Origin of the sequence: Bacillus sp. FSL W8-0223 (genome assembly GCF_038006805.1) — a bacterium.
In the GTDB taxonomy this organism is placed as follows: Bacteria; Bacillota; Bacilli; order Bacillales; family DSM-4216; genus Bacillus_O; species Bacillus_O smithii.
The window spans coordinates 584,583-596,995 of the sequence record NZ_JBBOVX010000001.1; the positions used below are offsets into that span (position 1 = coordinate 584,583).

The 12,413-nt window shown below is 41.0% G+C and carries 11 protein-coding genes and 1 other RNA gene; 11 read left to right on the forward strand and 1 reads right to left on the reverse strand.

Annotation, left to right across the window (positions count from 1 at the left end):
* Window positions 1-26: 26 nt before the first annotated feature.
* The 8 genes from tpiA (at window position 27) to ssrA (ending at window position 8,660) form a co-directional block, all read left to right on the forward strand.
* Complete coding sequence (gene tpiA / locus NST81_RS03110) at window positions 27-788, forward strand: triose-phosphate isomerase (protein WP_048622612.1); 762 nt, start codon at window positions 27-29, stop codon at window positions 786-788.
* On the forward strand, window positions 781-2,316 hold the full coding sequence (gene gpmI, locus NST81_RS03115) for a 2,3-bisphosphoglycerate-independent phosphoglycerate mutase (RefSeq protein ID WP_003353514.1): 1,536 nt from the start codon (window positions 781-783) through the stop codon (window positions 2,314-2,316). The genes tpiA and gpmI overlap by 8 nt, the downstream gene beginning before the upstream one ends.
* A gap of 33 nt (window positions 2,317-2,349) precedes the next feature.
* A complete protein-coding gene (eno, locus tag NST81_RS03120; RefSeq protein ID WP_048622613.1) occupies window positions 2,350-3,642 on the forward strand; it encodes a phosphopyruvate hydratase in 1,293 nt (430 codons plus the stop codon).
* A gap of 143 nt (window positions 3,643-3,785) precedes the next feature.
* Complete coding sequence (secG, locus tag NST81_RS03125; protein ID WP_003353512.1) at window positions 3,786-4,019, forward strand: preprotein translocase subunit SecG; 234 nt, start codon at window positions 3,786-3,788, stop codon at window positions 4,017-4,019.
* A gap of 302 nt (window positions 4,020-4,321) precedes the next feature.
* Entirely contained in the window at window positions 4,322-5,068 is a 747-nt protein-coding gene (locus tag NST81_RS03130) for an alpha/beta hydrolase (protein ID WP_048622614.1), read from the forward strand.
* A 37-nt stretch (window positions 5,069-5,105) separates the two neighbouring features.
* Window positions 5,106-7,430, forward strand: a complete 2,325-nt coding sequence (gene rnr / locus NST81_RS03135) for a ribonuclease R (RefSeq protein ID WP_341028345.1) — start codon at window positions 5,106-5,108, stop codon at window positions 7,428-7,430.
* Between the two features lie 118 nt (window positions 7,431-7,548).
* A complete protein-coding gene (gene smpB / locus NST81_RS03140) occupies window positions 7,549-8,016 on the forward strand; it encodes an SsrA-binding protein SmpB (protein ID WP_048622616.1) in 468 nt (155 codons plus the stop codon).
* A gap of 288 nt (window positions 8,017-8,304) precedes the next feature.
* Window positions 8,305-8,660, forward strand: a transfer-messenger RNA (tmRNA) gene (gene ssrA / locus NST81_RS03145).
* 371 nt (window positions 8,661-9,031) lie between these two features.
* Here ssrA and NST81_RS03150 read toward each other — a convergent pair.
* Complete coding sequence (locus NST81_RS03150) at window positions 9,032-9,622, reverse strand: TetR/AcrR family transcriptional regulator (protein ID WP_003353505.1); 591 nt, start codon at window positions 9,620-9,622, stop codon at window positions 9,032-9,034.
* A gap of 407 nt (window positions 9,623-10,029) precedes the next feature.
* Between NST81_RS03150 and yhfZ the strand changes: the two genes are divergently transcribed.
* The 3 genes from yhfZ (at window position 10,030) to NST81_RS03165 (ending at window position 11,829) form a co-directional block, all read left to right on the forward strand.
* Window positions 10,030-10,956, forward strand: coding sequence for a GntR family transcriptional regulator YhfZ (gene yhfZ, locus NST81_RS03155; protein ID WP_327825120.1), 927 nt, complete (start codon window positions 10,030-10,032; stop codon window positions 10,954-10,956).
* 135 nt (window positions 10,957-11,091) lie between these two features.
* Window positions 11,092-11,457, forward strand: a complete 366-nt coding sequence (locus tag NST81_RS03160) for a PRD domain-containing protein (RefSeq protein WP_341028347.1) — start codon at window positions 11,092-11,094, stop codon at window positions 11,455-11,457.
* A gap of 12 nt (window positions 11,458-11,469) precedes the next feature.
* Window positions 11,470-11,829: a DUF2620 domain-containing protein gene (locus tag NST81_RS03165; RefSeq protein WP_063388786.1), complete on the forward strand. Its 360-nt coding sequence runs from the start codon at window positions 11,470-11,472 to the stop codon at window positions 11,827-11,829.
* The last annotated feature ends 584 nt before the right edge of the window (window positions 11,830-12,413 follow it).

A 12,413-nucleotide genomic window follows, 5' to 3' on the forward strand; every position in this document is an offset into this window, starting at 1 on the left:
CGCAAAAGAAAGGAGAGGCAAAAACCATGCGAAAACCCATTATTGCGGGAAACTGGAAAATGAATAAAACGCTCACGGAAGCTCTTCAATTTGCCAACGAAGTAAAAGGTTCCGTACCTGGCGAAGAGAAAGTGGACAGCGTCATTTGTTCACCGGCGCTTTTTCTGGATCAATTGATTAAAACGGTCCAAGGAACACCGGTCAAAATCGGCGCTCAAAACATGCATTTCGAAGAATCCGGCGCTTTTACCGGTGAAATCAGTCCGAAAGCGTTGGAAGAATTGGGTGTACAATATGTCATTATTGGTCACTCAGAACGCCGGGAAATGTTTAATGAAACAGATGAATCGGTCAATAAAAAAGCGTTGGCAGCATTCCGTCACCATTTAATCCCGATCATTTGTGTAGGGGAAACGTTGGAACAAAGAGAAAGCGGACAAACAAAAGAATTGGTCGGCGATCAAGTCCGCAAAGCGTTGCAAGGTTTAACAGAAGAGCAAGTGAAACAAACCGTTATTGCGTATGAACCTATTTGGGCGATTGGAACGGGCAAATCTTCCACGGCAGAAGATGCCAACGAAGTTTGCGCTCACATTCGCCAAGTAGTCGCTGAACAATTTTCAAAAGAAGCGGCGGAAGCAATCCGCATCCAATACGGCGGAAGCGTAAAACCAGGAAACATTGCAGAGTTTATGAAACAACCGGACATTGACGGTGCATTAGTCGGAGGCGCAAGCCTTGATCCAAAATCTTTCTTACAATTACTGGAGGCAGGCAGTCATGAGTAAAGCACCAGTTGCATTAATCATCTTGGATGGTTTTGGTCTAAGGGATGAAGTGAAAGGAAATGCCGTAGCACAAGCAAAAAAACCGAATTTTGACCGCTACTGGAACAAATATCCGCATGCGACATTGAGAGCAAGCGGAGAAGCGGTTGGTTTGCCTGACGGGCAAATGGGAAATTCGGAAGTAGGTCATTTGAATATCGGAGCTGGTCGGATTGTCTATCAAAGCTTAACGAGAGTGAATATTGCGATTCGCGAAGGGGAATTTGACCGTAATGAAACATTCCTTGGAGCGATGAACCATGTGAAAAAACATGGAACAAGCCTTCACTTATTCGGCCTTTTATCCGACGGCGGGGTCCACAGCCATATTGACCATATGTTTGCTTTGCTGAGACTCGCTGCGAAAGAAGGCGTGAAAAAAGTATATATACATGCTTTCTTAGATGGTCGTGATGTTGGCCAAAAAACAGCGAAAAAGTATATTGAACAAACGCTCGAAAAAATCAAAGAATATGGAGTCGGCGAAATCGCAACGATTTCCGGACGCTATTATTCCATGGACCGCGATAAACGCTGGGACCGTGTGAAAAAATCGTATGATGCGATGGTTTACGGCGAAGGTCCAAAATATAAAGATCCGTTTGAATTAGTGGATGATTCCTATGCAAACGGCATTTATGACGAATTTGTCATTCCGTCTGTGATGGTGAAAGAAAACGGAGAACCGGTTGCGACGATCCAAGACAACGATGCCGTTATTTTCTACAACTTCAGACCGGATAGAGCGATTCAAATTTCCAATGCTTTCACAAACGAAGATTTCCGTGAATTCGATCGCGGTCCGAAAGCACCGAAAAATCTCTATTTCGTATGTTTAACTCACTTCAGCGAAACGGTAAAAGGATATGTGGCCTTCCAACCGACGAACTTGGATAACACGATCGGGGAAGTTCTATCGCAAAACGGTTTAAAACAACTGCGTATTGCTGAAACGGAAAAATATCCGCACGTTACTTTCTTTATGAGCGGCGGAAGAGAAGAAAAATTCCCAGGAGAAGAACGGATTTTAATCAATTCTCCAAAAGTGGCCACTTACGATCTTAAGCCGGAAATGAGCGCTTATGAAGTGGCTGATGCGCTTGTGAAAGAAATCGAGGCAGACAAATTTGATGCTATTATCCTAAACTTTGCCAACCCTGATATGGTTGGACACTCCGGTAAACTAGAGCCGACCATTAAAGCGGTGGAAGCAGTTGACGAATGTTTAGGACGCGTAGTTGACCTTATTTTAGAAAAAGGCGGCGTCGCTATTATTACGGCTGACCACGGAAATGCGGACGAAGTCGTAACGCTTGACGGCAAGCCGATGACGACCCATACAACGAATCCTGTACCGGTTATCGTGACAAAAGAAGGATTGGAATTGCGCGATGGCGGTATTTTAGGCGATTTGGCGCCAACCATGCTCGATCTTTTAGGAATAAAACAGCCTAAAGAAATGACAGGTCAATCGATTATTAAACATTAATATTTAGAAATTAAATAAAAAGGAGAGATTCAAATGCCATTCATTACAGAAGTTTATGCTCGTGAAGTATTAGATTCCCGCGGTAATCCAACAGTAGAAGTAGAAGTTTATACGGAATCTGGTGCATTTGGACGTGCGCTTGTTCCATCCGGCGCTTCCACTGGTGAATACGAAGCTGTGGAGTTGCGTGACGGTGATAAATCACGCTATTTAGGAAAAGGGGTATTGACTGCGGTTAAAAATGTAAATGAAATCATTGCCCCTGAATTGATCGGTCATGATGTAACAGACCAAGTCGGAATTGACAAATTGTTAATTGAACTGGACGGAACAGAAAATAAAGGAAAATTAGGCGCTAATGCCATCCTTGGTGTTTCTATGGCAGTCGCTCGTGCTGCAGCTGATTTTCTAGGCGTTGAACTTTATCAATATCTTGGCGGCTTCAACGCAAAACAATTGCCAGTTCCTATGATGAACATTTTAAATGGCGGTGCCCATGCGGACAACAACGTGGACATTCAAGAATTCATGATCATGCCGGTTGGTGCATCCAACTTCCGTGAAGCACTGCGCATGGGAGCAGAAATTTTCCACAATCTGAAATCCGTGTTGAAAGAAAAAGGCTACAATACAGCAGTTGGTGACGAAGGCGGTTTTGCACCAAACTTAAAATCCAATGAAGAAGCTCTGCAAACCATTATTGAAGCAATCGAAAGAGCGGGTTACAAACCAGGCGAAGAAGTGAAATTGGCAATGGACGTTGCTTCTTCTGAACTTTACAGCGATGAAGACGGAAAATACCATCTGGATGGCGAAGGCGTAGCGAAAACATCCGAAGAAATGGTAGACTGGTATGAAGAATTGATTTCTAAATACCCAATCATTTCGATCGAAGACGGCTTGGATGAAAACGACTGGGAAGGCCATAAAATGCTGACAGAACGCCTTGGCAAAAAAGTACAATTAGTAGGTGACGACTTGTTCGTTACAAACACGAAAAAATTAGCTCAAGGTATCGAAAAAGGTGTTGGCAACGCCATCTTAATTAAAGTAAACCAAATCGGTACTTTAACGGAAACATTTGATGCAATCGAAATGGCAAAACGCGCAGGATACACGGCTGTTGTTTCTCACCGCTCTGGTGAAACAGAAGACAGCACAATCGCGGATATTGCCGTGGCTACAAATGCCGGCCAAATTAAAACGGGAGCACCGTCCCGCACTGACCGCGTAGCGAAATACAACCAATTGCTTCGCATCGAAGACAAATTGGGAGATACTGCTCAATACCTTGGCTTGAAGGCATTCTATAATCTGAAACACTAATCCTTCATCCATTTTCAAAATGCTGACTCATCACGGTTGACCCGTTCAATGAGTCAGCCTTTTTCATGATTCTTATTTGTCTTCTTCCCGACCCTTGTGGTAAAATAAAACTAATCGTTTGTTCGTTGTTATGGAGGGGAATCATGCACACATTTTTAACCATCGCACTAGTAGTCGTTTCCATCGCGCTCATCGTGGTCGTTTTACTGCAATCGGGAAAAAGCGCCGGCCTTTCCGGAGCCATTACCGGCGGGGCAGAACAGCTTTTTGGAAAGCAGAAAATGCGCGGTGTTGATTTGGTTTTGCATCGCATTACGGTTGTATTGTCCATTTTGTTTTTCGCGATTACCATTGCGATCGCTTATCTTGGATGGTAACGGTAGCGAGACGCTGTGGAAATGAACGGTTGTCTGCAGCTAACTGATCTTAAGAACGATATAACATTGCGAATTTTCCGGCCTGACCATTCGTGGTTAGGCTTTTCTCTTGAAAAGCTCATCCATTCGCTTCTCATGATGATCGCCAACATCGCCATTTTGTGGACTAGGGTGTCAACATGAGGATCATGAGAGAGAGTTTGAACTAGAGAGGACTCTTGAGAAGGCGGATTGATGAGAGGAAAAGAACTTTTTTCAGCGGCAGTAAAACATTTGGATTCATGAAGAAAGGAGAAGTCATCATGAAAATTAAATGGCCGGAGCCGTTTTTCTTTGAAGCGGGGCCGAGAGCGGTATTATTGCTGCATGGTTTTACCGGAAATTCATCGGATGTGCGTATGCTGGGGAGATTTTTGGAGAAAAAGGGGTATACCAGTCATGCCCCCCATTATAAAGGCCATGGAGTGCCTCCGGAAGAGCTGGTGAAAACAGGGCCGAGAGACTGGTGGAAGGATGTTGTAAAAGCTTATGATTTTTTGAAAAGCAAAGGCTATGAGGAAATTGCCGTTGCCGGCCTGTCGCTCGGCGGTGTATTTTCTTTGAAATTAGGTTACACTGTACCTGTGAAGGGAATCATTCCCATGTGTGCACCTATGTATATTAAAAGCGAAGAAGTTATGTACAAGGGAGTTGTGGAATACGCCCGCAACTATAAAAAATTGGAAGGAAAATCGGAGGAGCAAATTGAAAAAGAAATAGAAGCCTTTAAGGAAACTCCTATGAACACATTAAAAGAGCTTCAAAATCTTATTGCCGATGTCCGTGAAAATGTGGATAACGTATATGCCCCAACGTTTGTTGTTCAAGCAAGACATGATGAAATGATCAACACGGATTCGGCCAATATTATTTATAATGAAATCCAATCTCCGGTGAAACACATAAAATGGTATGAACAATCCACCCATGTCATTACACTTGGTAAAGAAAAAGAGCAGCTTCACGAAGATATTTATCAATTTTTAGAAAGTCTTGATTGGCAAGTATAAATTCCGTCGGGGCTTTAAGTCCTAAGGAGGGATGAAAATGGATCCAACCATTCAAGAGCATGTGGACAGGCTGTTGACCTATATGAAAGAAGACGCCTACAAGCCGCTCACTGTCCAAGAACTTGAAAAAGCATTTGAAATTGAGGATTCATCAGAGTTTAAAGATTTTGTCAAAGCGCTTGTCTACATGGAAGAGCAAGGGCTTGTCGTTCGAACAAGAAGCAACCGCTATGGAGTTCCGGAAAAAATGAATTTAATCCGTGGAAAGCTGTCCGGTCATCCGAAGGGATTCGCCTTTTTGATCCCGGAAGAACCGGGAATGGATGATATTTTTATCCCTCCCGGCGACACAAACGGAGCGGTGAACGGAGACAAAGTGCTTGTCCGTGTTTCCAATCAAAAATCAGGAACGCGCAGAGAAGGATCCGTTGTCCGAATTTTGGAGAGAGGCGTCAAGGATCTGGTCGGTACGTACTCGGACAGCAAATATTTTGGGTTTGTAATTCCGGATGACCGCAAGTTTTCCAGTGATATTTTTATTCCGAAAACAGCCAATATGGGGGCAGTGGACGGTCATAAAGTGGTGGTCCGGATCACTTCTTATCCGGAAGGAAGAAAAAGCGCCGAAGGAGAAATTATTCAGATTATCGGCCATAAAAACGATCCGGGAGTGGATATTTTATCGGTTATTCATCAGTTTGGACTTCCGGAAGGCTTTCCGGATGAAGTATTGGCTCAGGCCAATGAAACGCCCGACACCATTGACGAATCGGAAATTCGAAACAGAAGGGACCTGCGGAACGAACTGATCGTGACGATTGATGGACCGGATGCCAAAGACTTGGATGATGCCGTCACTGTCACAAAATTGGACAATGGACACTACAAATTAGGCGTTCATATAGCGGATGTCAGCTACTACGTGAAAGAAGGCTCTCCTATTGACCGGGAAGCGTTTGAGCGGGGGACAAGCGTGTATTTGGTTGACCGAGTGATTCCGATGATCCCGCACCGGCTGTCCAACGGAATCTGTTCTTTAAATCCGAAAGTGGACCGCCTTACTCTCTCATGTGAAATGGAAATCAATGAACAAGGAGAAGTGGTCAGCCACGAAATTTTCGAAAGCGTCATCCGCACAACGGAACGAATGACTTATGAGGATGTCAATGCCATTCTCGTTGACAAAGATGAAGAATTGCGGAAACGGTATGAACCTCTTGTTCCTATGTTTGAACGAATGGCCGAATTGGCCGAAATTCTCCGTAATAAACGAATGAAGCGAGGAGCCATTGACTTTGATTTTAAAGAGTCGAAAGTGATTGTCGATGAAAACGGCAAACCGGTAGATGTCGTGCTGCGCGAACGTTCCGTGGCGGAGCGGCTGATCGAAGAATTTATGTTGGCAGCCAATGAAACAGTGGCGGAACATTTTCATTGGCTTGATGTTCCGTTTATTTACCGGATTCATGAAGATCCGAAAGAAGACAAACTGCAGCGATTCTTCGAATTTATTACGAATTTCGGTCTGGTCGTCAAAGGAACGGCCAATTCCGTTCATCCGCGGGCGTTGCAGGAAATCATTGAAGCCGTGCAAGGAAAGCCGGAAGAAATGGTCGTATCGACTGTGATGCTTCGCTCCATGCAGCAGGCAAAATATTATCCGGAAAGTCTGGGACACTTTGGTTTGTCTACCGATTTTTACACCCATTTTACTTCTCCGATACGTCGGTATCCGGATTTAATTGTTCACCGGCTTATCCGCACTTATTTAATCGAAGGGAAAATGGACGAAGCGACACGTGCAAAATGGGGAGCGCGGCTTCCGGAAATCGCTGAGCATTCTTCCGAGAGAGAAAGACGGGCAGTAGATGCCGAAAGAGCGACTGACGAAATTAAAAAAGCGGAATTTATGGAAGATAAAATCGGCCAAGAATTTGACGGCATTATTAGTTCCGTTACGAACTTTGGCATATTTGTTGAACTGCCGAATACCATTGAAGGTCTTGTCCATGTTTCGTATATGACCGATGATTATTATCACTACGATGAACGCCATTATGCGATGATCGGCGAGCGGACTGGAAATGTGTATCGGATCGGCGATGAAATCACGGTCCGCGTCATCAATGTCAATAAAGAGGAACATTCGGTCGATTTTGAAATCGTCGGCATGAAAAACGTTAAGAAGAGAAAAATGACGGAAGCGCCGAAAGTGGTGAAAGTGCGTTCCAAAAAAGGAAAACAAAAAGGTCCTCAGCTGAATTCGGAGGAAGAATGGTCAACGCGGCCGCCCAAAAAAAAGAAAAAGAAATTTTACGAGAATGTCGCAAAGTCAAAAAGCAAAAGGCGAAAACGAAAATAAAGGTGGACTGACAAGAATTTAGTCAGTGAATGAAATAGGTTTTTTGAGATAGAGAGGCCGGATCTTTCCTGATAGCCTTTTGGACAAAAGATCAAGAAACCAGCAAGGGGGGAATCATATGCCAAAAGGGGAAGGAAAAGTTGTCGCACAAAATAAGAAAGCAAGGCACGATTACTTTATTGAAGAAACGTATGAAGCGGGCATCGTGCTGCAAGGAACGGAAATTAAATCGATCCGCGCTGGCCGTGTCAATTTAAAAGATTCATTTGCCCGCGTCCAAAAGGGCGAGGTTTTTCTTCACAATATGCATATCAGCCCATATGAACATGGAAACCGCTATAATCATGACCCGCTTCGTACTCGAAAGCTTTTGCTGCATAAAAAAGAAATTTTGAAATTAATCGGGAAAACAAAAGAACAAGGCTATTCGCTTGTTCCGTTAAAATTATATATAAAAAACGGCTATGCCAAAATTCTTCTCGGTCTGGCCAAAGGGAAGAAAAAATGGGATAAACGCGAAGACTTGAAAAAGAAAGAAGCAAAACGAGAAATTGAGCGTGCGTTTAAAGCTCGTCAGCAGTTTTAATATTCTTTTGAACTTCCAGACGGTGAAACTCGTTTCGTCATCCAACATACAGGCTGCCCAGAATCGATACTTTTCAAGCGATCTTTGGATGCAGTCCATCACTCGGGAAAAAGCCTCCACTTCGATAAGTAAAGAAGTGGAGGGTCGTACCGCAAGTTGGAAAATTGGAAGTTCATCCCGGTTGAATTATACGCCTATTATGATATAATAACTCTTGCAAGAGCCAGTTGAAACAAGCATTAAGCTCTCGATATTCCCAGAGCTTCCGAAACATTCTCTTTATTATAAGGGGACGTTACGGATTCGACAGGGGTAATCAGAGCTTAAGCTGCGAGTCGGAGGGATCGTCTCCGTCATCAACGTCAACTTAAATATAACTGGCAAACAAAACAATTACGCTTTAGCTGCTTAATTGCGCTAAAGGCTCCTCCTTCCATCGCCCATGTGGAAGTCGAGGGGTTCATCTGAAGTGGGCTACGCCGGATTCCGCCGCCTGAGGATGAAGGAAGAGACCAATCAGGCTAGCTCGTCCGAAGCCCGTCGACAGGCCGACGATAGAGCGAAACACAATATGTCGACTACACTCGTAGACGCTTAAGTGGTGATACCTTTGGACGTGGGTTCGACTCCCACCGTCTCCATTTTAAGTATCCGATAACATGCGAATAAAACTTGCGAAATCCTGATACGACCGCATTTGCGGTCGTTTTTCATTTTTCCGAGATTCCGAAAGAATCCTGTAGAATTCGAAAAAATTTTGCATTGATTTTGCACTGCTATTTTTATTTGAAATCGTAGGGCTCTTTCATCGTTCGGTCAACTTGTCGAGACTTTTTCTGCTTATTTTTACCTAACTTGCTTCATAAGCAGGCTGGCTTTTGTCGACAAACTAAATAACCGCAACACTATCAGTTGCGGTTGTTCGCGGAAGATTCCGATGGCTGATTTGAAGTTACACAGGTTTTTATAAAAAACCTGAAATCAAAATATTTAGCGGTAAATACTCTCTGTTTTCTCATCTACAAAGAGATCTCAAGTGGTGATCCACAATCGATTCAACCATTTCCGGCGTTAAATGATTTGGTTGCATAATGATGTGTATCGCTAAACCGTCAATAAGCGCATAAAGACGCTCCACTTCTAAATCTACATTTAAGTTTGGCCGTGCAAGTTCAAGTTTTAACAACGTTTCAATGATTAGTTTAATTGCGGAACGAAACTCGTGGTATACTTGATTGCTTAATGGCTGAAGTTCAGGCTCCCATAATGCCTTTTGGGTAAAAGTAAACCACACCTCCATTTCTTTTTTTGTTTCTTCTTCCAGCGGCAAAACTTCATGTATTAGACGTTTTATCCCTTCAAGAGGGGGACAAGAAAAATCGATTCCTTCAATTCGTTTTTTCACTCGCTCGGAAACGAGCCTCATCGAAAAAGCCAACAGTTCTGACTGGGTAGAAAAATAATGGCGTAAGGAACCAACAGAAATTCCAGCCTCTTTCGCAATATTGCGGACGGTTGCTTTTTCAATTCCCTCCCTCGTAATGATTCTCCATGTCGCTTCCGCAATTTTTTTCCTTTGTTTATCATGATCAACTATTTTTGGCATGAATATATTATATCTCAGCTTTCGCAGTCCAAAATCTTGTTTAAATGCTTGATGTAAATGGTTTTGGGAAGTACAAAATTATCATTTGACATTTTTTAAAACATAAAGAAAGACACCTATTCTTTTGGTAAAATATTGGTGACGAAACCAAATCCAAAAGAAAGGTGTCACCACTATGATAACGAATAAAGACTACTTTGCGCAATTACCAAAAGAAAATTAATTAAAAATTAATTAAGAAGAAAATTTGCGTGATAATGTCAAAGAAATACTATAAGTATGTGTCTTAATCTATAAAATCATTTTTAATGTCTTGTTATTTATAAATACCTATTGCAAATCTAATAGGAATTGCTTATAATTTACTGTACAGAATATAGTATACTGTTTTTTAAGGAAGATAGAGTATGTGGGAAAAATTTTATTCTAAAAATGGTTTAGCAGCAAAAAATATTGCCAAAGAATTGATAAAATTAAAAGTTGGAGATAAAATTCCTCGTATCTCTGACTACTGCGCCCAACTATCCATTGGCAGGGGAACTGTACAAAGCGCATTAAATTTATTGGTGGAAATGAAAGCGATTAAATTGGAGGCCAGAGGCCATTTAGGCACGTATCTAATTGGCAAGGATAACAATTTATTGCTTGAGATTGCCGGTATCGCCCCATTAATCGGCTCTATGCCGCTTCCATATTCAAGGAAATATGAAGGATTAGCGACAGGAATAGTGGAAGCATTTGAATCAACCGGAAAAACAATAAACTTAATTTATATGCGCGGCGGGTTGAATCGAATTGAGGCGGTTCGGACAAAGAGAAGTGATTTTGCAATTGTTTCTAAGATGACAGCAGATAATATCATTTCAGAATATCCAAATTTAAAAATTTTCAAGAAATTTGGAGCCAACAGTTATGTATCCGCGCATAAGATTTTCTTAGCTGATTCAGATAATAATGTAACTAATGATAAATTAAAAGTTGGCGTGGATATGGAGTCTCCAGATCAAATGCAGCTGACATTTGCTGAATTTGAAAACAGGAATGTCGAATATGTCAATGTCAATTATATGCAGTTATTCGATATGCTTAATTCAAAACAAATTGATGTAGCTGTTTGGAATGTCGATGACAAAAGAATGAATCAAACATTTCAAGCAATCGATTTTCAATCAGCGAAAGCGAAGAAAATTTCCCGAGACACAACAGAAGCTGTTATTGTGATTGATGGTGATAGGGAACAAGAAATAGCAGAAAAGTGGGATTCAGTTGATATTCAAAAAATACTGGACATACAAAATAGTGTTGAAAAGGGGGAAAAAATACCACGCTATTAAAACATTAATTTATCATTTACGGGATCCGAAAGTCATAAAGTATAAGACACTATTAAAACGTTTTCACGCATGAAATGAAAAATAAAATTTTTTAAAACAAAATACTAAATACAGTATATTGGAGGTTGAGTAATAGTGAATAGCATTCAAGTGAAAGAAAAGTTAACTATTTTATTAACAAGCAGTGTTATTACACAAAAAGCTTTTCATCTAACTTTAAATACATTTGATTACTTATCAAAAAAATTCAAAAAGAAGGCAATTGAAAACTCGGAAATGTTATGGACACATATGTCAATGGCTTTAACTAGAATGGAAAGGGGTGAATGCGAAGATGGTCCTTCCAATACAATCATGAATGAAGTGAATGAGACGCCTTATAAAGAGGATATAGAAGAAATTATAAACCATGTAAATTCACTGGTTGGCCAAGAACTCCCTGAAGGAGAGCGTATCTATTTTTATCTGCATCTTCATCGAGTTATTGAATCAAATAAATAGGAGGGGTTTCCTATGGTGAGAATTGTAATAGGTGGACAGTTGAATAAACAAGCAATTGAAAAGCAAGTTAAAGAAATCGGAGGAAATAATGTAGAAGTATCCGTTAAAAGTGATTTGGAAGCAGTTATGGCTGTAAAAAACAAAAAAGCTGACTATTATATTGGTGCCTGTGAAACCGGATCAGGTGGAGCGCTTGCAATGGCAATTGCATTATTAGGCAAAGATAAATGCGTTACTTTGGCATCTCCAAGTACCATAAAAACCAAGGAAGAAATTGAAAAGGAAGTGAATGATGGCAAAATTGCATTTGGATTTACGGCATCATCTTCAAAAAATATATTGAATATACTAATTCCTGCTTTATTAAAATAATCAGCTTTCGCAGTTTTATTTTTTCTAAACATTTGATGGAATTCACTTCAATCTCTGTAAAAATGCAAATTGTTTTTTTGGAACATGTGATTAATAAAAAGAAAAACACCTTTTTCTTTTTAGAAAATATGGGTGACGAAACTTTTAACAAAAGAAAAAAGGTGTCATTTAAATGGTAATGAAAGAAACCTACTTTACGCAATTACCAAAAGAAATTTCATAGTTAAATATATCATCTAAGAGAGGCTAATATCAAGAAATATATAGGCTATTCCCGTTTGTAAACCGATTTTTCCAGTGTTTCAAAATAAAAATCAGCGAATCTGCGTAAAAAAGATACTATTTATCGTTTTTTACGTTCACTAACATTCTTTTTGTCCGCAGTTCTGTAAACGAAGTGAATGGCTTGCACTTTTAAGTGCTGATACAGCCTTGCCCAAATGATCTGATATGAAGTATTTTTTAAATCCGTATCCCTTAAAACTTAGGCAAGCAGTTTCAAGGCCGCTTGACAAGTTGATGATTGATACAATCACTGTTTTTACATGATTTTGATGGATGATATCGGAAGAAGATCCATTGGC

Excerpts from the sequence above, each read along its gene's own strand:
- NST81_RS03130 (WP_048622614.1), top strand. The coding sequence starts at position 4,322 with ATGAAAATTAAATGGCCGGAGCCGTTTTTCTTTGAAGCGGGGCCGAGA.
- gpmI (WP_003353514.1), top strand. The coding sequence starts at position 781 with ATGAGTAAAGCACCAGTTGCATTAATCATCTTGGATGGTTTTGGTCTA.
- rnr (WP_341028345.1), top strand. The coding sequence starts at position 5,106 with ATGGATCCAACCATTCAAGAGCATGTGGACAGGCTGTTGACCTATATG.
- eno (WP_048622613.1), top strand. The coding sequence starts at position 2,350 with ATGCCATTCATTACAGAAGTTTATGCTCGTGAAGTATTAGATTCCCGC.
- smpB (WP_048622616.1), top strand. The coding sequence starts at position 7,549 with ATGCCAAAAGGGGAAGGAAAAGTTGTCGCACAAAATAAGAAAGCAAGG.
- yhfZ (WP_327825120.1), top strand. The coding sequence starts at position 10,030 with ATGTGGGAAAAATTTTATTCTAAAAATGGTTTAGCAGCAAAAAATATT.
- NST81_RS03150 (WP_003353505.1), bottom strand. The coding sequence starts at position 9,622 with ATGCCAAAAATAGTTGATCATGATAAACAAAGGAAAAAAATTGCGGAA.
- tpiA (WP_048622612.1), top strand. The coding sequence starts at position 27 with ATGCGAAAACCCATTATTGCGGGAAACTGGAAAATGAATAAAACGCTC.
- secG (WP_003353512.1), top strand. The coding sequence starts at position 3,786 with ATGCACACATTTTTAACCATCGCACTAGTAGTCGTTTCCATCGCGCTC.
- NST81_RS03165 (WP_063388786.1), top strand. The coding sequence starts at position 11,470 with ATGGTGAGAATTGTAATAGGTGGACAGTTGAATAAACAAGCAATTGAA.